Genomic DNA, 23,749 nt, shown 5'->3' with positions numbered 1-23,749 from the left:
CCTTATTCCGCAGTCAGAAGCGGCGTCTTGGACTTGCCGATGCGCGGGGCGTCGGGGCCGGTGATGTCGAAGACGGGCTTGTCGTCCTCGATCTTGACGCGGACGACGCCGCCCTTGGTCAGGCGTCCGAACAGCAGCTCTTCGGCCAGGGGCTTCTTGATGCTCTCCTGGATGACGCGGCCCAACGGGCGCGCACCCATGCGGTCGTCATAGCCCTTTTCAGCCAGCCAGTTCGCCGCTTCGGGCGTCAGTTCGATATGGACGTTGCGGTCCATCAGCTGCGCCTCCAGTTGCAGCACGAACTTCTCGACCACGTGGACCACCACGTCACGCGACAGGGCCGCAAAGCTGATGATCGCGTCCAGGCGGTTGCGGAACTCGGGCGTGAAGGTTCGCTCGATTGCTGCGGTATCTTCGCCTTCGCGACGGTCGCGGCCGAAGCCGATCGCGGCCTTGGCCTGGTCCGCGGCGCCCGCGTTCGAGGTCATGATCAGCACCACGTTGCGGAAGTCGACGGTCCGACCATTGTGGTCGGTCAGGCGCCCCGCATCCATGATCTGCAGCAGGATGTTGAAGACGTCGGGATGCGCCTTCTCGATCTCGTCCAGCAGAAGGACGCAATGCGGGTGCTGGTCCACGCCATCGGTCAGAAGCCCGCCCTGGTCGAAACCGACATAGCCGGGAGGCGCGCCGATCAGGCGGCTGACGGCGTGCTTCTCCATGTATTCCGACATGTCGAAACGGATCAGTTCGACCCCCAGGCTTGAGGCGAGTTGCTTCGCCACCTCGGTCTTGCCGACGCCGGTCGGGCCGGCAAAGAGGTAGTTGCCGATGGGCTTTTCCGGCTCCCGCAGGCCAGCCCGCGCCAGCTTGATCGCGCTGGAGAGCGCGTCGATGGCGTTGTCCTGGCCGAAAACGACCCGCTTCAGGGCCGCATCCAGATCGCGCAGAACCTCGGCATCATTCTTGCTGACGTTCTTCGGCGGGATGCGGGCGATTTTGGCCACGACGGCCTCGATCTCCTTTGGGCTGATCGTCTTGCGACGCTTGCTTTCGGCCACCAGGTGCTGGGCGGCACCCGCTTCGTCGATCACGTCGATGGCGCTGTCGGGCAGCTTGCGGTCGTTGATATAGCGCGCGGCCAGTTCCACCGCCGACTTGATCGCGTCATTGGTGTAGCGCAGGTCGTGATGCGCCTCGAAATGCGGCTTGAGGCCCATGAGGATCTTGACCGTGTCCGGGACCGAAGGCTCGTTCACGTCGATCTTCTGGAACCGGCGGGACAGAGCGCGGTCCTTCTCGAAGTGCTGGCGATACTCCTTGTAGGTCGTCGATCCCATGCAGCGCAGCTTGCCGCCCGCCAGCGCGGGCTTGAGCAGGTTCGACGCATCCATTGCCCCGCCCGATGTCGCGCCCGCACCGATCACGGTATGGATCTCGTCGATGAACAGGATCGCATCGGGATGCGCCTCGAGTTCCTTGACAACGGCCTTCAGCCGCTCCTCGAAATCGCCGCGATAGCGGGTACCGGCCAGAAGCGCGCCCATGTCGAGCGAGAAGATCGTCGCACCGGCCAGCACGTCGGGCGTCTCGCCGCGGGTGATCTTCAGCGCCAGACCCTCGGCGATGGCGGTTTTGCCGACGCCCGGATCGCCCACCAGCAGCGGGTTGTTCTTGCGCCGACGGCACAGGACCTGGATCGCGCGTTCCACCTCGGGCTCGCGGCCGATCAGCGGGTCGACATCGCCCTTCTTGGATTTCGCGTTCAGGTCGACGCAGTACTTGCCAAGGGCGGTTTCGTCCTTCTGCTCCTGCGCTGTCTCCTGCTTCTGTTCGATCGGCTCTTCCGACCCGGCGACCTTGCGTGGTTCGTTGAAGGTCGGATTCTTGGCCACGCCATGCGCGATGAAGTTGACCGCGTCGTAACGGGTCATGTCCATTTCCTGCAGGAAATAGGCGGCATTCGATTCGCGCTCGGCAAAGATGGCGACCAGCACGTTGGCGCCCGTCACTTCCTGCCGGCCCGAGCTTTGGACATGGATCGCCGCGCGCTGGATGACGCGCTGGAACGCAGCCGTCGGGACGGCTTCGGACCCCTCGACGTCGGTGATCAGGGTGGAAAGGTCATCCTCGATGAAATCGACGATGGTCTTGCGCAGTTCGTCCAGGTCCACGTTGCAGGCGCGCATGACCTTGACCGCGTCGGGTTCCTCGGTCAGGGCCAGCAGCAGGTGTTCCAGCGTCGCAAGCTCGTGTCGATGTTCGTTCGCCAGCGCAAGCGCCTGGTGAATGGCCTGTTCCAGAGAGGTCGAGAAACTTGGCACGGTCGTCTCCTGTCAGTCGGCTGGCGGTATGGGCCTGACGTTGCCCACCTGCCCAGACTGTCACGATGCATTTAAGATTTGGTGGATTTCGCCTGGCATCAAGTGGTTTTTCCGACAGATGCCACGTTTTTCCCACGGTTGAGGCAGATGTGATGTCGCATAGCCTCCATTTCAAGCGTCAGCGAGACAGCCCGCCGCGGTGCCGGAACCTGTCAGAATTCGTCCTTCATCCGGCGCAGCTTCGCAAAGACCTCTGCATCCGTCGCACCCGCCGTGCCAAGCCTATCGCGAAGCTGATCTGTCCTGAGAAACGGATTGGTGGCGCGTTCGGTTTCAAGCGTTGCGGGGGCGCAGGGTTCGCGGGATGCGGCAATGGCCGCCAGCCGCTGCCGCAGTGCCTCGTTGTCGGGGTCGACCGACAGCGCGAAGGCGCCGTTTCCGGTGCAATAGTCGTGCCCCGAGCAGATCAGCGTCTCGTCGGGCAGGGCGTTCAGGCGCGTCAGGCTGGCCCACATCATCGCTGGATCGCCCTCGAAGAGACGGCCGCAGCCCATCGCCATCAGGCTGTCGGCGGTGAAGGCCAGGCCGCTGTCGGGAAAGTGGAAGGCGACATGGCCGACGGTGTGGCCGGACACGTCGATCACATCGACCGGTTCGCCCAGCACCTCCAGCGGCTCTCCGGGGCGGATGCGCAGGTCGAGGGGGGGCAGGCGGTGGGCGTCGGCATCCGCGCCGATGACCCGGGCGCCAGTCTCGGCGACGATCTGCGGTACGCCCTGGACGTGGTCGTCGTGGTGATGCGTCAGCAGGATCGCGTCCAGTCCCCAGCCGCGGGCGTTCAGCTCGGTCAGGACCGGCATCGCCTCGGGCGCGTCGATCAGCACGGTGCCGGCGTCGCCATGCAGCAGGTAGGCGTAGTTGTCCTTCAGGCAGCGCAGCGTGACGAGGTCCAGCGGCATTGGCAAATCCTTCCCCTTGTGGTCACCTGAGCCTGTCAAAACCGGGGCCCCTGCGCAATGCATCACGACATCGACCAACTGCGGCGCTTCTACTATCAGCGCGCGCTGGGACGCGTCGTGCAGCGAATCCTGCGCGACCGGCTGACCGGCAGGTGGACGCCGCATTCCTGCAGCGGGATGACGATGGCCGGATTCGGGTTCGCGGCGCCGATGCTGCGCCCCTACCTGACGCCGGCGCGGCGGGTGACGGCGCTGATGCCGGGGCCGCAGGGGGTCATGGGCTGGCCGGCAGGGATGCCGAACCACGCGGTCCTCTGCGACGAAACCGCCTGGCCGATCGAGACCGGCAGCCTCGACCGGCTGGTGATGCTCCACGGGCTCGAGACGAGCGAGCATCCCCGCGAACTGCTGTCCGAGGCATGGCGCTGCCTGGGACCCGGTGGGCGGATGATCGCGATGGTGCCGAACCGCGCGGGGCTCTGGGCGGCGACGGACCGCACGCCCTTCGGGTTCGGCCGGGCGTACACAACGACGCAGATCGAGACGCAGTTGCGCCGGGCGGGCTTTCAGCCCGAATGGCACGGTTCGGCCATCTATATTCCGCCCTCTGACCGGCGCTTCTGGCTGCGCAGCGCGCAGTTCTGGGAACGTAGCGGCGCCCGCATCAGCCGCGTCCTGATTGCCGGCGTGATCCTGGTCGAGATGTCGAAGCAGAGCCGCGCGCCCATAGGCCTTGGCGTCAAGATCCACGTCCCCAGCCCGCTAGAAATCCTGGACGGCGTCGCACGGCCGCGGCCGGTCGGCGCGACCTCGGGGACCGGCGGGCTGAGCAGGCTGCCGCCGCCGTGACGGCCGATGCGACATCCTGCCACAGGTCCGTGACCGCCTTCACGGGGCCGTGTTAGCGCTGGCCGTGACCTCTTTTCCTCAGCCTTGCCTAAAGGTCGCAAAGGCCCGCCTTTCCTTGCCCTAGAAGGTTGCCGGGGGTGAAATCACCTGCTAGAGACGCCGCAGATTTGCACGACCCTCCATCAGCCGTGCGACCGCGACCCGCACCCCGCGACAGACCAGGCAGCAGCCCGGCCCGCCAGCGGGGTTTGCGCAAACCGTAAAGGATGACCGTGGCCAACTCTGTTTCCATGTCCCAGAGCATCGCCGGACGCTATGCGCAGGCCGTCTTCGACATCACGAAGGAAGATGGAGGGCTTGACGCCCTTGCCCAGCAGACCGCCGACCTGGATTCCGCGTTGAAGGACAGCGCGGACCTGCGCGACCTGATCGCCAGCCCGATCTATTCGCGCGACCAGCAGTCGCGCGCGATCGCGGCGCTGGCCGCGAAGATGAACCTGTCGCCGGTGCTGTCGAACACGCTGCAGCTGATGGCGAAGAACCGCCGCCTGTTCGTGTTGCCGCAACTGACCGCCCGCCTGGCCGACCTGATCGCCGTCGAGCGGGGCGAGGTCACGGTCGATGTCACCAGTGCCATCGCCTTGACGGATGCCCAGCAGGAACGCCTGAAGGCGACGCTGGCGGAAAAGTCCGGCAAGAAGGTCAAGCTGAACACCCGCGTCGATGAGACCCTCATCGGCGGAATGATTGTCAAGCTGGGTTCGAAGATGATCGACAGTTCGGTCCGCTCGAAGCTCGCTTCCCTGCAGAATGTCATGAAAGAGGTCGGATAATGGGAATCCAGGCTGCCGAAATTTCGGCGATCCTCAAGGAGCAGATCAAGAACTTCGGCCAGGACGCCGAAGTTGCCGAAGTTGGTCAGGTCCTGTCCGTCGGTGACGGCATCGCGCGCGTCTATGGTCTGGACAAGGTCCAGGCCGGCGAGATGGTCGAATTCCCCGGCGGTGTCCGCGGCATGGTGCTGAACCTCGAGACCGACAACGTCGGTATCGTGATCTTCGGCGACGACCGCCAGATCAAGGAAGGCGACACTGTCAAGCGCACGCGCTCGATCGTGGACGTTCCGGTCGGCAAGGCCCTGCTGGGCCGCGTCGTTGACGGCCTCGGCAATCCGATCGACGGCAAGGGCCCGATCGAGGCGACCGAGCGCCGCGTGGCCGACGTGAAGGCGCCGGGCATCATGCCGCGCAAGTCGGTCCACGAGCCGATGGCCACGGGCCTGAAGTCGGTCGACGCGATGATCCCCGTCGGCCGCGGCCAGCGCGAGCTGATCATCGGCGACCGCCAGACCGGCAAGACCGCCATCGCGCTGGACACGATCCTGAACCAGCAGAACTACAACGGCCGCGAGGCCGAGGGCATGAAGACGCTGCACTGTATCTACGTCGCCGTGGGTCAGAAGCGTTCGACCGTCGCCCAGCTGGTCAAGAAGCTGGAAGAGACCGGCGCCATGGCCTACACGACGGTTGTGGCCGCGACCGCATCCGACCCGGCGCCGATGCAGTTCCTGGCGCCCTATTCGGGCACCGCGATCGGCGAATATTTCCGCGACAACGGCATGGACGCGCTGATCATCTATGACGACCTGTCCAAGCAGGCCGTGGCCTATCGCCAGATGTCGCTGCTGCTGCGCCGTCCGCCCGGACGCGAAGCCTATCCGGGCGACGTGTTCTACCTGCACTCGCGCCTGCTGGAGCGTTCGGCCAAGCTGAACGAGGCCAATGGCGCAGGCTCGCTGACCGCTCTGCCGATCATCGAAACCCAAGCGGGCGACGTGTCGGCCTATATCCCGACCAACGTGATCTCGATCACCGACGGCCAGATCTTCCTGGAAACCGAGTTGTTCTTCCAGGGCATCCGCCCGGCTGTAAACACCGGTCTGTCGGTCAGCCGCGTGGGCTCTGCCGCCCAGACCAAGGCGATGAAGTCCGTCGCCGGTCCGGTGAAGCTGGAACTGGCGCAATACCGCGAGATGGCGGCCTTCGCCCAGTTCGGGTCCGACCTCGACGCCGCGACGCAGCGCCTGCTGAACCGCGGTGCGCGCCTGACCGAGCTGATGAAGCAGCCGCAGTATCGCCCGCTGACCAACGCCGAGATCGTGATCGTGATCTATGCCGGCACCAAGGGCTATATCGACAACGTGCCGGTGCGCGAGATCGTGACTTGGGAAGACGGCCTGATCCAGTTCCTGCGCAGCCAGAAGTCGGACCTCTTGGACGACATGACCCGCAACGACCGCAAGGTCGGCGGTGAACTGGAAGAGTCGATCAAGGCGGTGCTGGACGAATACAACCGCACCCGCGCCTGAGAGGGGGAATAGATGCCCAGTCTCAAGGATCTCAAGAACCGGATCGGAAGCGTCAAGAACACGCGGAAGATCACCAAGGCGATGCAGATGGTCGCCGCCGCCAAACTGCGCCGTGCGCAAGAGGCGGCGGAGGCTGCGCGCCCTTATGCCGACCGCATGCAGGCCGTCATGGCCGGCCTGACCGCGAACGCGGCAGGTCAGGCCGGCGCGCCCCGCCTGCTGGCGGGTACGGGCGATGACAGGCGTCACCTGCTGGTGGTCATGACCGCAGAACGCGGTCTGGCCGGCGGCTTCAACAGCTCGATCGTCAAGCTGGCCCGCCAGCACGCCGAGCGGCTGCGGGGCGAGGGGAAAGAGGTCGCGATCCTGACCGTCGGCAAGAAGGGCCGCGAGCAGCTGAAGCGCGACTATGGCAGCCTCTTCGTGCACCACGTCGACCTGTCCGAGGTCAAGCGCGTCGGCTACGACACCGCCCGCGGCATCGCGGACGAGGTTCTGGCCCGCTTCGACGCCGGCGACTACGACGTGGCCACGATCTTCTACAACCGCTTCGAATCGGTGATCAGCCAGATCCCGACCGCGCGGCAGGTGATCCCCGCCGAGGTGCCCGAAGGCGCCACCGCGAACGCGCTGTACGACTATGAACCCGGAGAGGAGGAGCTTCTGGCCGACCTTCTGCCGCGGTCCGTGGCCACGCAGATCTTCGCGGCGCTTCTGGAAAATGCGGCGTCCGAACAGGGCGCGCGGATGAGTGCCATGGACAACGCCACGCGCAACGCTGGCGACATGATCGACAGACTGACGACCGAGTACAACCGCTCGCGTCAGGCTGCGATCACCAAGGAACTCATCGAAATCATTTCGGGCGCCGAGGCGCTCTGACACGTAGGGGTAATCACATGGCAGAGGCCACTGGTAAAATCACGCAGGTGATCGGCGCCGTCGTTGACGTGCAGTTCGACAACCACCTGCCCGCGATTCTGAACGCGCTGAACACCGAGAACAACGGCAAGAAGCTGGTTCTGGAAGTTGCGCAACACCTGGGCGAGAACACCGTCCGCACCATCGCCATGGACTCGACCGAAGGTCTGGTCCGCGGCGAGGCCGTCGCCGACACCGGCGGCCCGATCACTGTGCCCGTCGGCGACGTGACGCTGGGTCGCATCCTGAACGTCGTGGGTGAGCCTGTGGACGAGGGTGAGGCACTGGCCGTCAGCGACAGCCGCGCCATCCACCAGCCCGCGCCCGACTTCGCGGCGCAGGCCACCAGCTCGGAAATTCTCGTCACCGGCATCAAGGTCATCGACCTGCTGGCACCCTATTCCAAGGGCGGCAAGATCGGCCTGTTCGGCGGCGCCGGCGTGGGCAAGACCGTGCTGATCATGGAACTGATCAACAACATCGCTAAGGTGCACTCGGGCTACTCGGTGTTCGCGGGCGTTGGCGAACGGACCCGTGAAGGCAACGACCTCTACCACGAGATGGTCGAATCGGGCGTCATCGTCCCCGACAACCTGTCGGAGTCGAAAGTGGCCCTGGTCTACGGCCAGATGAACGAGCCGCCGGGGGCCCGCATGCGCGTCGCCCTGACCGGCCTGACCCTGGCCGAGCAGTTCCGCGACGCCTCGGGCACGGACGTTCTGTTCTTCGTGGACAACATCTTCCGCTTCACCCAAGCCGGTTCGGAAGTGTCGGCTCTGCTGGGGCGCATCCCGTCCGCCGTGGGCTACCAGCCGACGCTGGCGACGGACATGGGCCAGATGCAGGAACGCATCACCTCGACCAAGAACGGCTCGATCACCTCGATCCAGGCCGTCTACGTTCCGGCCGACGACCTCACCGACCCAGCGCCCGCCACGACCTTTGCCCACCTGGATGCCACGACGGTTCTGTCCCGCGCGATCTCGGAACTGGGCATCTACCCGGCCGTGGACCCGCTGGATTCGAACAGCCGTATCCTTGATCCGGCCGTTGTCGGCGAAGAGCATTACCAGGTGGCGCGCGACGTGCAGGGCATCCTGCAGAAGTACAAGTCGCTGCAGGACATCATCGCGATCCTGGGCATGGACGAACTGTCCGAAGAGGACAAGCTGACCGTGGCCCGTGCCCGCAAGATCCAGCGCTTCCTGTCGCAGCCCTTCGACGTGGCGAAGGTCTTCACCGGTTCGGACGGCGTTCAGGTCCCGCTGGAGAAGACCATCGCTTCCTTCAAGGCCGTCGTGGCCGGTGAGTACGACCACCTGCCGGAATCGGCCTTCTACATGGTCGGTGATATCGAGGACGTGAAGGCCAAGGCGCAGCGTCTTGCGGCCGAAGCGGCTTAAGGGGGCAAGATGGCCGATACCATGCAGTTCGACCTCGTGTCGCCGGAGCGGAGCCTCGCCTCCGTTCCCGTGCGCGAGGTGCGCCTGCCGGGCAACGACGGCGATCTGACCGCCATGCCCGGCCATGCGCCCACGATCGTGACCCTGCGTCCGGGTGTGGTAATCCTGGTCGGCGCCGACGGCGCCACCCGGGAGTTTGCCGTGACTGGTGGCTTTGCCGAGATCAACGCAGACAGCGTCAGCCTGCTTGCCGAGCGTGGACACCCGCGCGAGGAGATCACGCAGGAGGTCTTCAACGACATGATGAAGGACGCCCACCGCGCCCATCGCAACGCCACCGAGCGTCGCGAGCATGTCGGGGAAGAATTCGTGACCGCCACCGCCAAGCTGCTTGGCGACATGCAGGCGATGGGCACGCATATCGGGCTGGACCCGAACCAGTCGACCGTTCCCGACTGATCCGCCGCATCCGGCACATTGGACAGCCCCGGCCGCGACCGGGGCTTTTCTTTTGCCTGCCGGTGATGTTCCACCACATATGGAAAGGACCGCGCCATGTTCAGATTTGCCAGCAACGAAATCGGCATCGTCCAGGGCGAAACTCTGATCGTCGCGGATTTTGACGCCCACGGCCCGATGTGGACGACCGAGGGCGAGCGGACAGCGCGTGAGCGTGTCAGCTTCCCCGAGCGGTTCCTGACGGCGCCCGCGGTGCATCTGGGCGTCGGGATGTGGGACCTGGATTCGGACCGGAACCAGCGCGGCGATCTGCGGGCCGACAACCTGACGCCTTCGGGGTTCGACCTGGTCTTCAGCACCTGGGGCGACACCCGCGTCGCACGCCTGCGCGTCCAGTGGATCGCCATCGGCGCGCTGCCCGACGAGCAGGACTTCGTGCTCTAGGCGCGGTCCAGGTTGACGCCGATCAGCCCCGCCACCTCTGCCGGGTGGGTCAGCGGCAGCATGTGGCCGGCCCCCGGAACGCTGGCGCGGCCGACGTCGGGCAGTCGCGCGGCCAGGGCATCGGCGATATTGTGAATGACCGGCGGGCTTTCCGCGCCCGAGACGATCAGCACCGGCGCATCGACCGCCTCCAAGCCGCCTTCGCGCAGGATCCGGCCGCTGTCGTTGTGAAGCGCGTCTGCGGTTTCCACGACCATCCCGATCCGGCGGGCCATCTGCCGCATCGCGGCCGGGGGCAGGGGGGCTGGATCGTCGGCCCCCCAGACCGACAGGAAGGCTCGTGCCGCGGCCTCTGTGTCGCCTGCTGCCAGCGCCGTCTTCATCCGCGCGTTCAGAGCGTCCTGCGCCGCATGCGGGGCGGCAGCGAAGATGACCGGCTCGATCAGGGTCAGGCTGCGGATGGCATCGGGGGCGGCAACGGCGATGCGCAGCGCGACCGTGGCGCCGAAGCTGTGGCCGATCAGGTCCAGCGGCCGCTGGATGAAGCTGGCGGCGATCCGGGTGACGGCGGTGTGGAGGTCGGGATCCTCCGGCCCCGGCCTCCAGTCGTTGCTGCGGCCGTGGCCCGGCATGTCGAAGCCGCGCAGGTCCAACTGGCCCTCCAGCCGGCTGGCGATGGGCCCCCAATAGGACCCGCTGCCCAGCATGCAGTGAAGCGCCAGCGCCGGGCGGTCGGGATCGCCGGGCCAGTGCCGCAGGTGGATGCCGCTCATCCGGCGAGGTGCCGGTCGAGGAAATCCAGCCGGTCCTGGCCCCAGAACCGCTGTCCCGTCTCGCGCACGACATAGAAGGGCGCGCCGAAGGCCCCGGCCTCGACCGCCTGTTCCAGGTTTCGGCCATAGGTTTCGGCGCCGACGAACAGCCCCGTGTCTGCCAGTGCCGGATCAAAGCCGTGCGCGCCAAGGATGTCGCGGATCACGGCATCGTCGCTGATGTCGCGGTCTTCCGCCCAGACCGCCCGCAGGAAACCCTGAACCAGCGCGCCGACATTCCCGCCCGCCGCTTGCGCGGCGATGATGGCATAGGACGATGGCGCCATATTCACCGGCCAATGCGCCGGTTTCAGGTTCAGCGGCATGCCCCGATGCTCGGCCCACCGAGGCAGTTCCTGCGCGCGATATTCCATGCGGCTGACATGGCGGTCCGCGGGACGCTTGCCGCCGGTCCGGTCGAACAGCTGCAGCAGGTCCAGCGGCTTGTAGGTGATCTTCGCGCCGTGGCGGGCCGCCACGGCTTCAAGCCGGTCGCCCGCCAGATAGCAGAACGGGCTGATCGTCCCGAGGTAATAGTCGATATGTGCCATGGCATGGTCCTTCTTGGTTTGCCCCAAGGCTAGCCCGGTGCTAAGGCAACCGCAATCTGACCGAACCCGCCAAAGGCCCGTCCCATGCCCGCCATGACCGAACCCAAGCTGATTTCCGGAAACGCCAACCGCCCACTGGCAAAGTCCATCGCGCGGCGCATGTCCATGCATCGCGGCATGAGCGTCAGCTTGCTGGACGCGCGCGTCGAGCGCTTCAACGACGCCGAGATCTTCGTCGAGGTCTACGAAAACGTCCGAGGCGAGGACATGTACATCATCCAGCCGACGTCGAACCCGGCCAACGACAACCTGATGGAGCTGCTGATCATGGTCGATGCGCTCAAGCGGTCGTCGGCCGCGCGCATCACGGCGGTGATTCCCTATTTCGGCTATGCCCGGCAAGACCGCCGCGCGAAGGCCCGCACGCCGATCAGCGCCAAGCTGGTGGCGAACCTGCTGACCGAGGCCGGCATCGACCGCGTCCTGACGATGGACCTGCACGCGGCCCAGATCCAGGGCTTCTTCGACATCCCCGTGGACAACCTCTATGCCGCTCCGGTCTTCGCGCTGGACGTGCAGCACCACTTCAGGGGCCGCATGGACGAGCTGATGGTCGTATCGCCGGACGTCGGCGGCGTGGCGCGCGCCCGCGAACTTGCGACCCGCATCGGCGCGCCGCTGTCGATCGTCGACAAGCGCCGCGAGAAGGCCGGCGAAGTGGCCGAGATGACCGTCATCGGCGACGTGGCCGGTAAGGCCTGCATCATCGTCGACGACATCTGCGACACGGCCGGCACGCTCTGCAAGGCGGCGCAGGTGCTGACCGACAACGGCGCGACCGAGGTGCATGCCTATATCACCCACGGCGTCCTGTCCGACCCGGCGGTCGAGCGGGTGTCGAAATCGGTCATGAAGTCGCTGGTCATCACCGATTCCATCCAGCCGACCGAGGCGGTGAAGAACGCGCCGAACATCCGGATCGTGCCGACGGCACCGATGTTCACGCAGGCGATCCTGAACATCTGGAACGGCACCTCGGTGTCGAGCCTCTTCGAGACGGACACGCTGCTGCCGATCTACGAGGGGCTCTATACAACTAGCTGAGGCTTCGCAGGAGACAAGGAGCAAGCGGCGTCACCGGCGCCGCTTCTTCCGTTTCAGAGGGCGCGCCAGCCGATGTCGCGGCGGCAGAAGCCTTCCGGCCAGTCGATGGCGTCGACAAGGGAATAGGCGCGCTGGTGCGCCTCGGCCAGGGTGGCGCCGCGGCCGGTGCAGGCCAGGACGCGGCCACCCGTGGCGGTGATCGCGCCGTCGCGTTCGGTGGTGCCGGCGTGGAAGGTCATCTGGAAGCTGGTCTCGGGCAGGCTGTCCAACCCGCGGATGACGCTGCCCTTGTCATAGCTGCCGGGATAGCCGTCGGCGGCCAGCACGACGGTCAGCGCATGGTCGTCGGCCCAGGTGACCGAAGCGCCGGCCATCCGTCCCTCGGCGCAAGCCTGCAGCAGGTCCAGCACCTGCCCCCCAAGCCGCATCATCAGCGCCTGGCACTCCGGATCGCCGAAGCGCACGTTGTATTCGACCAGCCGCGCCTGGCCGTCCTCGATCATCAGGCCGGCGTAGAGGACGCCTTGGAACGGCGTGCCGCGGCGCGCCATTTCAGCAATCGTGGGGCGGACGATCCGCTCCATCACCTGGTCCTGCAGCGCGGGCGTCAGGACCGGTGCGGGGCTGTAGGCCCCCATGCCGCCGGTGTTCGGCCCCGTGTCGCCGTCGCCCACGCGCTTGTGGTCTTGGGCGGTGCCGATGGGCAGGCAGTCGGTGCCGTCGGACAGGATGAAGAAGCTGGCTTCCTCGCCTCCCATGAACTCCTCGATGACGACCGACATGTCGCCGAACTCGCCGTCGAAGATGGCGTCGATGGCGGCATGGGCCTCCTCGATGGTCTCGGCCACGGTGACGCCCTTGCCGGCGGCCAGCCCGTCTGCCTTGACGACGATCGGCGCGCCCTGGGCGGTCACGTAATGACGGGCGGATGCGGCGTCGGTGAAGCGGGACCAGGCAGCGGTTGGGGCGCCACAGGCGTCGCAGATCTCTTTGGTGAAGGTCTTCGACGCCTCCAGCTGCGCGGCCGCTTGCGAAGGGCCGAAGACCAGGAAACCCGCGTCGCGCAGCGCGTCCGAGACCCCGGCCGCCAGCGGTGCCTCTGGGCCGACGATCACGAAGTCGATTGCGTTTTCCTGCGAGAATTCCAGCACCTCGGCTCGCGACTGGATGTCGAGGCTAGCGCATTCCGCGACGCCGGCGATGCCTGCGTTGCCTGGCGCGACGATCAGGCGGTCGCATTTCGGGTTCTGCCGGACCGCCCAGGCCAGCGCATGTTCGCGCCCGCCGCCGCCGAGGATCAGGATATTCATCTGCCGCCCTTTCGCTTGGTCTGGCGGCGTTCTAGTCTGGGCCGCGAAAGGGAACAAGCCGCATGGACCTTCTGGAAGACGACCCGCAGCCGGGCAGCAACGCCCATGAATTCACCGTCTCCGAACTGTCGGGGGCGGTGAAGCGCAGCATCGAGGATCAGTTCGGCCGCGTCCGTGTCCGGGCCGAGGTCGGGCGCGTGTCGCGGCCGGGGTCCGGGCACCTCTACTTCGACCTCAAGGACGACCGTGCCTGCCTGGCCGCCGTCACCTGGAAGGGGCAGGCGGCAAGACTGGCTCAGCGCCCCGAGGAAGGGATGGAGGTCATCGCCACCGGACGCCTGACCACCTTTCCGGGACAGTCCAAGTACCAGATGATCGTCGACCAGATCGAGCCTGCCGGCGTCGGCGCGTTGATGGCGATGCTGGAAAAGCGCCGCAAGGCGCTGGCGGCCGAGGGACTGTTCGACGAGGCACGCAAGCGCCCGCTGCCCTTCCTGCCGCGCGTGATCGGCGTGGTGACGTCGCCCTCGGGCGCGGTGATCCGCGACATCCTGCACCGGTTGCGCGACCGCTTTCCGACCCGCGTGCTGATCTGGCCGGTGGTCGTCCAGGGCGAGGCCTGTGCGCCGCAGGTCACCGCCGCGATCCGGGGCTTCAACGACCTGCCCCCGGACGGACCCATCCCGCGCCCGGACCTGATCATCGTGGCGCGCGGCGGCGGCAGCCTTGAGGACCTGTGGGGCTTCAACGAGGAAAGCGTCGTGCGCGCCGCGGCAGAGAGCGCCATCCCCCTGATTTCGGCCGTGGGGCACGAGACCGATACCACGCTGATAGACTTCGCCTCGGACCGACGGGCACCGACGCCGACCGCCGCTGCCGAAATGGCGGTGCCGGTTCGCGGGGATCTGGCCGCGCGCCTCGCCGACGCGGGTGCGCGGATGTTGCGGGCCAGTGGCCAGGCGATCCAGCGGCCGCGCCAGCGGCTGCGGGACCTGGCGCGCGCCATGGGCCGCCCGTCGGCGCTGACCGACGGGGCCCGCCAGCGATTGGACCTGCAGGGTGCGCGCCTGGAACCGGCGCTGCGGCAGCTGGTGCGCGGACGTCGGCACCGGCTGGATGCGCGGCCTGTTCCGGCGGCGACCCTGCGGCAGTTCATGCAGGCGAAGGCACACGGCCTCGACCGCGCGGCCGTGCGGCTGGACACGGCCCGCACCCGCCGGCTGGAGCGTCCGCGCGACCGGCTGACCCACCTGCAGGAGCGCCTGGAAAGCTCTCTCCGACGGGTCAGCGCCACCACCCGGCGCGCGATCGCCCAGCAGCAGGCGCGGCTTGCGGACGCGAACCTGCGGCTGGATGCGGCCCTGCGCCGGGGCCAGTCGCAGCGCCGTGACGCGCTTCTACGGCTTGACCGGATGCGGCAGTCCCTGGGTCCCGAGGAGACGCTGCAGCGCGGCTTCGTGATCGTCCGCGGCCCCGACGACAGCGTCGTCACCTCGGCCCGATCCGCAGCCGAGACCCCGCGCCTCGAGCTGCAGTTCGCGGGCGACCAGCGCATCGCCGTTCGCCCCGAAGGCGCCGAAAAGCCCAAGCGCCGCAAGCCGGCCCCACCGGAGCAGAAGACGCTCCTCTGATTCTGGATCGTGGATTTTCCGGGCGCCCCCGGTCGTCAGGCTGGTTTCGGTCGCATGACGAGCCAGATCAGCGATCCACCTGCAAGGACCAGGAAGGGCAGCATGGCCAGGTTCACCGCGCTCCACCCTGCTTGAACCGAGCCGCCCGAACAGTTCATAAGCCCGCCCGACGACAGCGAGGCCAGGAACACGCCGCCGAAGACGACGAAGTCGTTCATCCCCTGCACCCGGCCGCGTTCCTCGGGCGAATGGGCGCGGGCAAGCATCGCCGTGGCACCGATGAAGCCGAAGTTCCACCCCAACCCCAGCAAAACCAGCGCCAGGAAGAACTGCTCCAGCTCGATCCCGGAAAGGCCCACGGCGCCGGCGGCCGCCAGGATGGTCAGCCCCAGGCCGACGATCAGCGGTGCGCCGAAGCGGGCGATCAGGTGGCCGGTGAAGAAGCTGGGGGCGAACATGGCCAGCACATGCGCGCTGACCACGTTGGCCGCATCCGAGGTCGCGTATCCGCAGCCGACGACCGCCAGCGGCGTCGAGGTCATGACCAGGTTCATCAGCGCATAGGACACCATCCCGCAGATCATCGCGACCACGATGGCGGGCTGCCTGAGGATCTGCCCCATCGGGCGACCTGCCGATGCGCCCGGAACCGGGGCAGGCGGGCGCGGGATGTCCAGGAAGGCGAACAGGAACGGCCCGCAAACGTTCAGCGCGATCACGGCCAGATATGTCGCCAGGAACGGCACCGCCGTCAGGTCGCTGGTCAACCGCACGATCGCGGGGCCGATGATGGCGGCGGCAAGACCGCCCGCCATGACCCAGCTGATCGCGCGGGGGGCGTAATCCTCGGGCGCCATGTCGGTGGCCGCGAAGCGATAGAAGCCTTGGGCCGACATGTAGATCCCGGTCAGGGCGGACCCCGCCATGTACAGCGCAAAGGACCCCAGCCACAGGCCCCCGGCCGCGACTGCAGCCCCCGTGGCACCAGCGGCGACCGCCAGCAGGAACCCCGCCTGCCGCCCGCGATGCTGCATGAACCGCGCCAGCGGCCGCGCCGACAGGGTCGAACCCAGGATGATCATCGACAGGGGCAGCGTCACAAGGCAGGGATGCGGCGACAGGATGCGTCCAGCCAACCCGCCGATGATGAAGATGACCGACATCTGCGCACCAAGGATTGCCTGCGCCAGAACAAGGATGACGACATTCCGCCGTGCCCGCCCCAAATCTGCCGGCGCCTCGAGTGTCGCGTCGGTCATGGCCGGATCAGCCGCGGGGCAGGGCGGCGGCGGCGCGGGCGCGATCCTCGATCGCCTGCCAGTTCCCGGCGGCGACATCGGCATCGGTCACGATCCAGCTGCCGCCGACGCAGATCACGTTCGGCAGCGACAGGTAGCTGCCCGCGTTCTGCGGCGACACGCCGCCGGTCGGGCAGAAGCTGATCTTCGGCAGCGGCCCCGCCAGCGACTTGAGCGCGGGCGCGCCGCCCACGGCTTCGGCCGGGAAGAATTTCAGCATGTCGAAGCCCGCATCGGCGGCGCGCATCACCTCGGATGCCGTCACGGCGCCCGGCAGAAGCGGCAGCTCCAGCTCCTCGCAGGCGGCGATGAGGCGGTCGGTCAGGCCGGGTGAGACCGCAAACTTGGCCCCCACATCCTTGGCGCGCTTTGCGTCGTCGGGCGTCAACACCGTGCCAGCGCCGACATGGCCGCCTTCGACCCCGCTCATGGCGCGGATCGCGTCCAGTGCCGCGTCGGACCGCAGCGTGACCTCCAGCACCGGCAGACCGCCTGCGACCAGCGACCGCGCCAGAAATTCGGCTGCCAGGGCGTCCTTGATGACGATGACCGGGATGACGGGGGCCATCTGGCACAGGGCCTTGGTCTGCTGCGACTGGATCTGCGGGGTCATTGCGCACCTTCGGGATTGGATAAATCAGCCCGAAACTGGACCCGCCGCGTCAGCGATGCAAGGGAAAGCGGCCACCGGAGCCGTATCTTGTTACCGCTAGCGGCCTGCGCGCATCGGCGAATCCGCTTGCATCCGCGCGGGGCAGGGGCTATGGCGCGCACACTTCACAGGCAGGGGCGGGCCCATGCGGGAGACATCCGCAGAAGGTCCACCGGTTGGGGCATCCGCCCTGAGATCCCCTGCCAAGGCGCAAACCGGAAAGGAACACGTTATGGCGCTTCCCGAATTCTCGCTGCGTCAGCTTCTTGAAGCTGGCGTTCACTACGGCCACCAGACGCAGCGCTGGAACCCCCGCATGGGCGAGTTCATCTATGGCGACCGCAACGGCATCCACATCCTGGACCTGACGCAGACCGTCCCGATGCTTGACGCCGCTCTGCAGGTTGTCCGCGACACCGTCGCCAAGGGTGGCCGCGTGCTGTTCGTCGGCACCAAGCGCCAGGCCCAGAAGGCCATCTCGGACGCTGCCGAGAAATCCGCACAGTTCTACATGAACCACCGTTGGCTGGGCGGCACGCTGACCAACTGGAAGACCGTCAGCCAGTCGATCAACCGCCTGAAGGCCATTGACGAGACCATGGCCGGCGGCGCCGAAGGCCTGACCAAGAAAGAGCGTCTGCAGCTGGAGCGCGAGCAGGCCAAATTGCAAGCCTCGCTTGGCGGTATCCGCGACATGGGCGGCCTTCCCGACCTGCTGTTCGTCATCGACGTGAACAAGGAAGATCTGGCCATTCTGGAAGCCAAGAAGCTGGGCATCCCGGTCGTCGCCGTGGTCGATACCAACTGTTCGCCCGAAGGCGTGGACTACATCATCCCGGGCAACGATGACGCCGCCCGCGCCATCGCGCTCTATTGCGACCTGGTCAGCCGCGCCGCTCTGGACGGCATGTCGGCGCAGATGGGCGCCGCCGGCGTCGATTTGGGTTCGCTGTCGGACGCCCCCGAGGAGCTGCTGGACGAAGGCGCTGCCCAGGACGCACCGGCCGAGGCCTGATCCCTCCAAGGATCGCAGATTCATCGAATTGTCGTCAGGCGGGGATATGCCCCGCCTGACGTGTTGAACACAGAGGAGACGGATATGGCAATCACCGCAGCGATGGTGAAGGAACTGCGCGAGACCACCGGCGCAGGCATGATGGACGCCAAGAAGGCCCTGACCGAAACCGACGGCGACATGGAAGCGGCGGTCGACTGGCTGCGCACGAAGGGCCTGGCGAAAGCCGCCAAGAAATCGGGCCGCGTGGCTGCCGAGGGCCTGGTTGCCGTGGCCGTCAAGGAAGGCAAGGGCGTTGCGGTCGAGGTGAACTCGGAAACCGACTTCGTCGGCAAGAACGAGGAATTCCAGGCCATGGTGCGCAAGATCGCCCAGGCCGCGCTGAACGTCGACGACGTCGAGGCGCTGAAGAACGAGCAGATCGACGGCAAGGCCGTGTCCGAAGTGCTGACCGACGCCATCGCCAAGATCGGCGAGAACATGACCCTGCGCCGCATGGTCGTGGTGACCGCGCCGACCGTCGTGCACTACGTCCACAACGCCGCTGCCGACGGCATGGGCAAGATCGGCGTGCTGGTCGGCCTGGACGGCGGCAACGAGGATATCGGCCGCCAGATCGCGATGCACGTCGCGGCGACCTCGCCGGCCTCGCTCGGCGAAGCCGACCTGGATCCCGCCCTGGTCGAGCGCGAGAAGCAGGTCCTGACCGAGCAGGCCCGTGAATCGGGCAAGCCCGACGCCGTCATCGAGAAGATGATCGAGGGCCGCATGAAGAAGTTCTTCGAGGAGGTCACCCTGACCGGCCAGAAGTTCGTCATCAACCCTGACCTGACCGTGGCCGAGGCCGCCAAGGAACAGGGCGCGACGATCAAGGGCTTTGCCCGCGTCGCCGTCGGCGAAGGCATCGAGAAGAAGGAAGAGGATTTCGCAGCCGAGGTCGCCAAGACCCTCAGCGGTGCCTGAACGCTTCCGCCATCCAGACGTGCAGATGCCGGCCCCTGGGCCGGCATTTTGCATTCTGCGCTAATTGGTGCAGCAAGGTGGCGGCGCCGGCCAAGGCAACAAGGCCGCGCGCCGCCTGTTCCTGACACTTGCGTGTCACCACTCACGGAACCGGACAATCTGACGTCAAGTCAGGTGTCGAGGAAACGGTGGAAACCCTTACCCTCCAAAGGTAGGGGGGCGGCGCGACAGCGGCAGGCCAGGCGCGCCGGGCTGGAACAGCTGGTTCGTGACATGCGCCTTGAGGACCGCTTGCGGCGTCGTCTCGACCCCAAGGGCCTCGCGCGCGAGGCGCATGTGCTTTTCGACCGTTGCCGGGGTGATGCCCAGGATCGTCGCGATCTCGCTGACCGTCTTGCCGGCCGAGCGCCAGCCAAGCACCTCGCGCTGGCGCGGGGTCAGGGTCGCCGCGACTGCCTTTCGATGCATCGTAGCCACCCGCATGTGCATCACCCAGCAGAGCACCCGCAAATCCCGCCCCGCCTTGTCCCACAGATGCTCCAGCCGCTCCTGGTCGGCCCCGTGGCCCGGCAGCAGGATGACCCCGCCGGCGCTGTGCAGCACCTTGTGTCGCAGGCTGACGATATGTGCGGCGCCAAAGCCGTGGCGGGTCGCCAGCTCCAGCGAGGGCGAGCGCCTCTGCCGCTGCAGGTCATGGGCCGAGATGTCGCCGTCGTGATCCAGCACCCACTGCACCCAGGGGTCCTGCTCGAACGGGCCCAACTGCTGGGCTTTCGCAAGCAGCGCATCGGGCAGGTTCATCAGGATCACCGGCCGCTCGCGCACCAGCGCCTGGGGCACGGTCAGCATGAAATAGGCCGCGTAAAGCGCGTGGTCGAAGCCGAAGCTGTTGACCCCGGTGATGAAAATCTCGCGGATCTCTGGTATCTTTCGCGCGTCCAGAAGTCGCTCGATGAAACGTGTCAACATGAATGGCGATACTCAAATCACGGCGGTAAAACCATATAGGACCGTGGCGGACGTAGTTTGCCAAGGGCAAATCGTTCAAGGATACCCTTGCATCGCTGCATGAAATCGGATCGCTGTGCGGGAAGGGTTGAGCAACGGGGACGGGAATGGTCGACATAGTTGTTGCGGGCGGCGCGGTCATGGGCGCCTCGGTCGCGTTCTGGTTGACGCGGATGCAGCCGGGACTGTCGGTGACGGTGGTCGAACCCGAGCCCGGATACCACCGCAGCTCGACCGCGCTGTCGGTCGCCTCTATCCGCCAGCAGTTCACCAATCCGGTGAACGTCGAGATCAGCCGCTTCGGGATCGACTTCATCCGCGACTTTGCCAGCTGGACCGGACCGGAAGGCGGTGTGCCCGACCTGGGCCTGCGAGAGAACGGCTATCTGTTCCTGACCGGCACCGAAGCCGGTGCGGCGCAGCTGGAGACGCTGGCCGTCATGCAGAGGTCGCTCGGCGCGGCGACCGAGGTCTGGGACGCTCATGCGATTGCGCGTCGGTTTCCGTGGATGAACACGCAGGACGTGGTCGCGGGCAGCTTCGGCCCGCGGGACGAAGGCTGGTTCGACAACATGGGCCTGCTGCAGGGGCTGCGGAACGCTGCGCGGGCAGCCGGGGTGCGGTTCGTGACCGACCGGGTGACGGGGCTGGAGCTTTCTGACAGCCGCGTCACCGCCGCCCGGCTGGCCAGCGGCGACGGGCTTCAGGCGGAGGCCTTCGTCAACGCCGCTGGTCCGGCCTGCGCCATGCTGATGAACGGCCTGCCCATGTCGCTGCCGGTCGAACCCCGCAAGCGGACGGTCTTCGTCGTCGACGCCCCCAAGGCGCGACATCGCGACGCGCCGCTGATCGTCGACCACCAAGGCATCTACCTGCGGCCCGAGCATGACCATTGGATCGCCGCAGCGGTGCCGGCCGGCGACGATGCGTGCGCGGCCGACGACTTCGACGCCGATCACGACCTTTGGGACGATGTCGTATGGCCGGCCCTTTTTACCCGCGCCGAGGACTTTGCCGAGGCGCGGGTGACGCGGTGGTGGGTGGGGCACTATGCGTTCAACCGGCTGGACCAGAACGCGATCCTGGGGCGCAACCCGCTGGTGCCGAACCTCTATCACGCCAACGGCTTTTCGGGCCACGGGCTGCAGCAGGCCCCCGCCGTCGGGCGCGGCATCGCCGAACAGATCCTGCATGGGGACTGGCAGACGCTGGACCTGTCGCCGCTTGGTGTGCAAAGGGTTCTGGACAACGCCCCCTTCGCAGAGGCTCATATCGTCTGACATGCCCTTCATCATCGCCATCGACGGACCGGCCGCATCCGGCAAGGGCACCATCGCCCGCGCCCTGTCGCAGCATTTCGGGTTCCACCACTTGGATACCGGGCTGCTCTATCGTGCGACGGGCGCCAAGGGCGGCGATGCGGTCGCGGCCGCGCAGGCGCTGGCGCCCGAAGATCTGGCCCGGCCCGACCTGCGCAGCGCCGAGGCGGGGCAGGCTGCCAGCCGCATCGCTGCGATCCCCGAGGTTCGTGCGGCGCTGGTCGAGTTCCAGCACCGCTTTGCGGCGCAAGAGCCGGGCGCGGTGCTGGACGGCCGCGACATCGGCACGGTGATCTGTCCGGGCGCGCAGGTGAAGCTCTACGTTGTCGCCTCGGACGAGGTGCGGGCGGCGCGGCGGGCGGCCGAGCTGGGCGAGGACCCGGCCCGGATGCTGGCCGAACTGCGCGAGCGTGACCTGCGCGACAGCCAGCGGGCGGCGGCACCGCTGCGCCCGGCCGCGGATGCGGTGGTTCTGGACACGAGCGACCTGAGCATCGCGGACGCGATCTCTCGGGCCATCGCGGCGGTCGATGTGGCGCTGCGGACCGTCTGAGCCGGTGCGCCTTGCTGGCTGGCTGGCGTCAGGGGATGATTTCGAACCGCGTGACGTCGACCATGCCGCAATCGGTGATCTTGAGCGCCGGGATGACCGGCAGGGCGAGGAAGGCCAGCTGCAGGAACGGCTCCTCCAGCCCGGTGCCGAGCGTGCGGGCGGCTGCGCGAAGCGCGGTCAGGCTGTCGCGGACGTACTCGAATGGCTGAAGGCTCATGAGGCCGGCGATGGGCAGGGGCAGTTCGGCCAGAACACGGCCGTGCTGCACGACAACGAAGCCGCCCTCGATCTGCGACAGGCGGTTGGCTGCCAGGGCCATGTCGTCATAATCAATGCCGACGACGGCAATGTTGTGGTGGTCGTGGCAGACTGTCGATGCGATGGCGCCCGAGGTCAGGCCGAAGCCGCGAACGAAGCCGGTGGCGATGTTGCCGTTCTTGCCGTGCCGCTCGATCACCGCGATGCGGGTCAGGTCGCGAGACGTGTCGGGGCGCTTGTCTCCGTCTTCGGGGGCGATGTCGACGGTCAGGTGCCCGGTGATGATCTTGCCTTCGATGATGCCGATGACCGGTGTCTCGGTCCTGTTGCCGGTGCAGCGGAAATGCTGCGGCGTCAGCCGGGGCGCCTTGACCGAGGCGCGGCCGACCGGGGCGACATCGCCGCGCGCCGAGAAGGCCGCGTCGTCCACGACGCGCCCACCGCACAGGACCAGTTGCGCGCGGCAGCTCTCCGGGCTGTCCAGCGCCACGATGTCGGCCCGCAGGCCGGGGGCGACCAGGCCGCGGTCCTTCAGGCCGAACGCCTCGGCCGCTGACAGGCTGGCGGCGCGGTAGGCGGCCAGGGGCGAGGTGCCGCGCGCGATCAGGCGGCGGATCATGTAGTCCAGGTGCCCGTGTTCGCCGATGTCCAGCGGGTTCCGATCGTCGGTGCACAGGCACATGTAGGCGCTGGTGATGTCGGTCAGCACCGGTTGCAGCGCGTCCAGATCCTTGCTGACCGAGCCTTCGCGGATCAGCACGCGCATGCCCTTCCGCAGTTTCTCCAGCGCCTCCTCGGCCGTCGTCGCTTCGTGCTCGGTACGGATGCCGGCGGCGACATAGGCGTTCAGGTTTCGGCCCGACAGCTGCGGGCAATGACCGTCGATGTGGCCGCCGTCGAACAGCCGCAGCTTGGCCATGGCGGCCGGGTCGCGGTGGATCACGCCGGGATAGTTCATGAACTCGGCCAGCCCGATGGCCGAAGGATGACCCATGACCTGCGCCAGATCATCGGCCTCGATCCGAGCGCCCGAGGTCTCCATGTTGGTCGACGGCACGCAGGAGGACAACTGGACGCGCAGGTCCATCAGCAGGTGTTCGGACGCCTGCTGAAAATAGCGGATGCCGTCGAGGCCGATGACGTTGGCAATCTCGTGCGGGTCGCAGATGGCCGTGGTGACGCCGCGCGGGGTGACGCAGCGGTCGAACTCGAACGGAGTGACAAGGCTGCTCTCGACATGCAGGTGCGTGTCGATGAAGCCGGGCACCAGCGTCAGCCCGGTCACGTCGATCACCTGCCGGGCGTCATAGTTTCCGACACCGGCGATGCGGTCGCCGCAGATGGCCACATCGCCGCGGATCATCGCACCGGTTATCAGGTCGAAGACCTGGCCGCCGCGCAGGACCAGATCGGCGGGCTCGTCCCCGCGTGCCTGCGCGATGCGGCGTTCCAGATCGTCCATGTCACTCTCCTGTTCAATTCCGACGACAGAACCCGATCTGCCGTGCAGCGTCCAGAGCGGCTTGTCCTCGCGCGCGGCCCGTGCTT

The 23,749-nt window shown here is 67.1% G+C and carries 22 protein-coding genes; 13 read left to right on the top strand and 9 right to left on the bottom strand.

Annotated elements, in window-relative coordinates:
- Window positions 1–2 precede the first annotated feature (2 nt).
- The gene (gene clpA / locus OC159_RS07350; protein ID WP_265500503.1) at window positions 3–2,324 is read right to left on the bottom strand and encodes an ATP-dependent Clp protease ATP-binding subunit ClpA; all 2,322 of its coding nucleotides are present in this window, start codon (window positions 2,322–2,324) and stop codon (window positions 3–5) included.
- 212 nt (window positions 2,325–2,536) lie between these two features.
- Window positions 2,537–3,283, bottom strand: coding sequence for a hydroxyacylglutathione hydrolase (gene gloB, locus OC159_RS07345; protein WP_265500502.1), 747 nt, complete (start codon window positions 3,281–3,283; stop codon window positions 2,537–2,539).
- A gap of 57 nt (window positions 3,284–3,340) precedes the next feature.
- On the opposite strand from gloB, the gene OC159_RS07340 reads away from it, so the two are divergent.
- From OC159_RS07340 to OC159_RS07310, 7 genes are all read left to right on the top strand, one after another.
- Entirely contained in the window at window positions 3,341–4,132 is a 792-nt protein-coding gene (locus tag OC159_RS07340; protein WP_265500501.1) for a class I SAM-dependent methyltransferase, read from the top strand.
- A gap of 266 nt (window positions 4,133–4,398) precedes the next feature.
- Window positions 4,399–4,965 (top strand): F0F1 ATP synthase subunit delta, encoded by a 567-nt coding sequence (locus OC159_RS07335; RefSeq protein ID WP_265500500.1) that lies wholly within the window; start codon window positions 4,399–4,401, stop codon window positions 4,963–4,965.
- Window positions 4,965–6,500, top strand: a complete 1,536-nt coding sequence (atpA, locus tag OC159_RS07330) for a F0F1 ATP synthase subunit alpha (protein ID WP_265500499.1) — start codon at window positions 4,965–4,967, stop codon at window positions 6,498–6,500. Before OC159_RS07335 ends, atpA begins: the two co-directional genes overlap by 1 nt.
- A gap of 12 nt (window positions 6,501–6,512) precedes the next feature.
- The gene (locus OC159_RS07325; RefSeq protein ID WP_265500498.1) at window positions 6,513–7,382 is read left to right on the top strand and encodes a F0F1 ATP synthase subunit gamma; all 870 of its coding nucleotides are present in this window, start codon (window positions 6,513–6,515) and stop codon (window positions 7,380–7,382) included.
- Between the two features lie 17 nt (window positions 7,383–7,399).
- Window positions 7,400–8,824 (top strand): F0F1 ATP synthase subunit beta, encoded by a 1,425-nt coding sequence (gene atpD, locus OC159_RS07320; protein ID WP_265500497.1) that lies wholly within the window; start codon window positions 7,400–7,402, stop codon window positions 8,822–8,824.
- A 9-nt stretch (window positions 8,825–8,833) separates the two neighbouring features.
- On the top strand, window positions 8,834–9,283 hold the full coding sequence (locus OC159_RS07315) for a F0F1 ATP synthase subunit epsilon (RefSeq protein WP_265500496.1): 450 nt from the start codon (window positions 8,834–8,836) through the stop codon (window positions 9,281–9,283).
- Between the two features lie 96 nt (window positions 9,284–9,379).
- The gene (locus tag OC159_RS07310; RefSeq protein ID WP_265500495.1) at window positions 9,380–9,727 is read left to right on the top strand and encodes an H-type lectin domain-containing protein; all 348 of its coding nucleotides are present in this window, start codon (window positions 9,380–9,382) and stop codon (window positions 9,725–9,727) included.
- Here OC159_RS07310 and OC159_RS07305 read toward each other — a convergent pair.
- On the bottom strand, window positions 9,724–10,500 hold the full coding sequence (locus OC159_RS07305) for an alpha/beta fold hydrolase (protein WP_265500494.1): 777 nt from the start codon (window positions 10,498–10,500) through the stop codon (window positions 9,724–9,726). The genes OC159_RS07310 and OC159_RS07305 overlap by 4 nt on opposite strands.
- Complete coding sequence (locus tag OC159_RS07300; RefSeq protein WP_265500493.1) at window positions 10,497–11,090, bottom strand: 2-hydroxychromene-2-carboxylate isomerase; 594 nt, start codon at window positions 11,088–11,090, stop codon at window positions 10,497–10,499. Before OC159_RS07300 ends, OC159_RS07305 begins: the two co-directional genes overlap by 4 nt.
- Window positions 11,091–11,174: 84 nt before the next feature.
- On the opposite strand from OC159_RS07300, the gene OC159_RS07295 reads away from it, so the two are divergent.
- Window positions 11,175–12,194, top strand: coding sequence for a ribose-phosphate pyrophosphokinase (locus tag OC159_RS07295; RefSeq protein ID WP_265500492.1), 1,020 nt, complete (start codon window positions 11,175–11,177; stop codon window positions 12,192–12,194).
- Window positions 12,195–12,247: 53 nt separating this feature from the next.
- Here OC159_RS07295 and purD read toward each other — a convergent pair whose 3' ends face one another.
- Window positions 12,248–13,504, bottom strand: coding sequence for a phosphoribosylamine--glycine ligase (purD, locus tag OC159_RS07290; RefSeq protein ID WP_265500491.1), 1,257 nt, complete (start codon window positions 13,502–13,504; stop codon window positions 12,248–12,250).
- A 62-nt stretch (window positions 13,505–13,566) separates the two neighbouring features.
- On the opposite strand from purD, the gene xseA reads away from it, so the two are divergent.
- Entirely contained in the window at window positions 13,567–15,135 is a 1,569-nt protein-coding gene (xseA, locus tag OC159_RS07285; protein WP_265500490.1) for an exodeoxyribonuclease VII large subunit, read from the top strand.
- A gap of 35 nt (window positions 15,136–15,170) precedes the next feature.
- Here xseA and OC159_RS07280 read toward each other — a convergent pair whose 3' ends face one another.
- Together OC159_RS07280 and OC159_RS07275 are read right to left on the bottom strand one after the other, a co-directional pair.
- Window positions 15,171–16,394, bottom strand: a complete 1,224-nt coding sequence (locus OC159_RS07280) for an MFS transporter (protein WP_265500489.1) — start codon at window positions 16,392–16,394, stop codon at window positions 15,171–15,173.
- 7 nt (window positions 16,395–16,401) lie between these two features.
- Window positions 16,402–17,046 (bottom strand): bifunctional 4-hydroxy-2-oxoglutarate aldolase/2-dehydro-3-deoxy-phosphogluconate aldolase, encoded by a 645-nt coding sequence (locus OC159_RS07275; protein ID WP_265500488.1) that lies wholly within the window; start codon window positions 17,044–17,046, stop codon window positions 16,402–16,404.
- Window positions 17,047–17,317: 271 nt separating this feature from the next.
- Between OC159_RS07275 and rpsB the strand changes: the two genes are divergently transcribed.
- Both rpsB and tsf read left to right on the top strand, forming a co-directional pair.
- Window positions 17,318–18,100, top strand: a complete 783-nt coding sequence (gene rpsB, locus OC159_RS07270; protein ID WP_265500487.1) for a 30S ribosomal protein S2 — start codon at window positions 17,318–17,320, stop codon at window positions 18,098–18,100.
- A gap of 84 nt (window positions 18,101–18,184) precedes the next feature.
- Window positions 18,185–19,063, top strand: coding sequence for a translation elongation factor Ts (gene tsf, locus OC159_RS07265; RefSeq protein WP_265500486.1), 879 nt, complete (start codon window positions 18,185–18,187; stop codon window positions 19,061–19,063).
- 198 nt (window positions 19,064–19,261) lie between these two features.
- On the opposite strand, the gene OC159_RS07260 is transcribed toward tsf, so the two are convergent.
- Window positions 19,262–20,032, bottom strand: a complete 771-nt coding sequence (locus tag OC159_RS07260; protein WP_265500485.1) for a helix-turn-helix transcriptional regulator — start codon at window positions 20,030–20,032, stop codon at window positions 19,262–19,264.
- A gap of 146 nt (window positions 20,033–20,178) precedes the next feature.
- Between OC159_RS07260 and OC159_RS07255 the strand changes: the two genes are divergently transcribed.
- Window positions 20,179–21,351 carry an NAD(P)/FAD-dependent oxidoreductase gene (locus OC159_RS07255; RefSeq protein ID WP_265500484.1) on the top strand — a complete coding sequence of 391 codons (1,173 nt, stop codon included), beginning with the start codon at window positions 20,179–20,181 and terminating at the stop codon, window positions 21,349–21,351.
- A 1-nt stretch (window position 21,352) separates the two neighbouring features.
- The gene (locus OC159_RS07250; protein WP_265500483.1) at window positions 21,353–21,943 is read left to right on the top strand and encodes a (d)CMP kinase; all 591 of its coding nucleotides are present in this window, start codon (window positions 21,353–21,355) and stop codon (window positions 21,941–21,943) included.
- 28 nt (window positions 21,944–21,971) lie between these two features.
- On the opposite strand, the gene ade is transcribed toward OC159_RS07250, so the two are convergent.
- Window positions 21,972–23,663, bottom strand: a complete 1,692-nt coding sequence (ade, locus tag OC159_RS07245) for an adenine deaminase (RefSeq protein WP_265500482.1) — start codon at window positions 23,661–23,663, stop codon at window positions 21,972–21,974.
- Between the last annotated feature and the right edge of the window lie 86 nt (window positions 23,664–23,749).

Source organism: Paracoccus beibuensis (assembly GCF_026162625.1).
Lineage (GTDB): Bacteria > Pseudomonadota > Alphaproteobacteria > Rhodobacterales > Rhodobacteraceae > Paracoccus > Paracoccus beibuensis.
This window is presented reverse-complemented; position numbering and strand designations above follow the sequence as displayed.

Excerpts from the sequence above, each read along its gene's own strand:
- gloB (WP_265500502.1), bottom strand. The coding sequence starts at position 3,283 with ATGCCGCTGGACCTCGTCACGCTGCGCTGCCTGAAGGACAACTACGCC.
- OC159_RS07340 (WP_265500501.1), top strand. The coding sequence starts at position 3,341 with ATGCATCACGACATCGACCAACTGCGGCGCTTCTACTATCAGCGCGCG.
- OC159_RS07335 (WP_265500500.1), top strand. The coding sequence starts at position 4,399 with ATGACCGTGGCCAACTCTGTTTCCATGTCCCAGAGCATCGCCGGACGC.
- atpA (WP_265500499.1), top strand. The coding sequence starts at position 4,965 with ATGGGAATCCAGGCTGCCGAAATTTCGGCGATCCTCAAGGAGCAGATC.
- OC159_RS07325 (WP_265500498.1), top strand. The coding sequence starts at position 6,513 with ATGCCCAGTCTCAAGGATCTCAAGAACCGGATCGGAAGCGTCAAGAAC.
- atpD (WP_265500497.1), top strand. The coding sequence starts at position 7,400 with ATGGCAGAGGCCACTGGTAAAATCACGCAGGTGATCGGCGCCGTCGTT.
- OC159_RS07315 (WP_265500496.1), top strand. The coding sequence starts at position 8,834 with ATGGCCGATACCATGCAGTTCGACCTCGTGTCGCCGGAGCGGAGCCTC.
- OC159_RS07310 (WP_265500495.1), top strand. The coding sequence starts at position 9,380 with ATGTTCAGATTTGCCAGCAACGAAATCGGCATCGTCCAGGGCGAAACT.
- OC159_RS07305 (WP_265500494.1), bottom strand. The coding sequence starts at position 10,500 with ATGAGCGGCATCCACCTGCGGCACTGGCCCGGCGATCCCGACCGCCCG.
- OC159_RS07300 (WP_265500493.1), bottom strand. The coding sequence starts at position 11,090 with ATGGCACATATCGACTATTACCTCGGGACGATCAGCCCGTTCTGCTAT.
- OC159_RS07295 (WP_265500492.1), top strand. The coding sequence starts at position 11,175 with ATGCCCGCCATGACCGAACCCAAGCTGATTTCCGGAAACGCCAACCGC.
- purD (WP_265500491.1), bottom strand. The coding sequence starts at position 13,504 with ATGAATATCCTGATCCTCGGCGGCGGCGGGCGCGAACATGCGCTGGCC.
- xseA (WP_265500490.1), top strand. The coding sequence starts at position 13,567 with ATGGACCTTCTGGAAGACGACCCGCAGCCGGGCAGCAACGCCCATGAA.
- OC159_RS07280 (WP_265500489.1), bottom strand. The coding sequence starts at position 16,394 with ATGACCGACGCGACACTCGAGGCGCCGGCAGATTTGGGGCGGGCACGG.
- OC159_RS07275 (WP_265500488.1), bottom strand. The coding sequence starts at position 17,046 with ATGACCCCGCAGATCCAGTCGCAGCAGACCAAGGCCCTGTGCCAGATG.
- rpsB (WP_265500487.1), top strand. The coding sequence starts at position 17,318 with ATGGCGCTTCCCGAATTCTCGCTGCGTCAGCTTCTTGAAGCTGGCGTT.
- tsf (WP_265500486.1), top strand. The coding sequence starts at position 18,185 with ATGGCAATCACCGCAGCGATGGTGAAGGAACTGCGCGAGACCACCGGC.
- OC159_RS07260 (WP_265500485.1), bottom strand. The coding sequence starts at position 20,032 with ATGTTGACACGTTTCATCGAGCGACTTCTGGACGCGCGAAAGATACCA.
- OC159_RS07255 (WP_265500484.1), top strand. The coding sequence starts at position 20,179 with ATGGTCGACATAGTTGTTGCGGGCGGCGCGGTCATGGGCGCCTCGGTC.
- OC159_RS07250 (WP_265500483.1), top strand. The coding sequence starts at position 21,353 with ATGCCCTTCATCATCGCCATCGACGGACCGGCCGCATCCGGCAAGGGC.
- ade (WP_265500482.1), bottom strand. The coding sequence starts at position 23,663 with ATGGACGATCTGGAACGCCGCATCGCGCAGGCACGCGGGGACGAGCCC.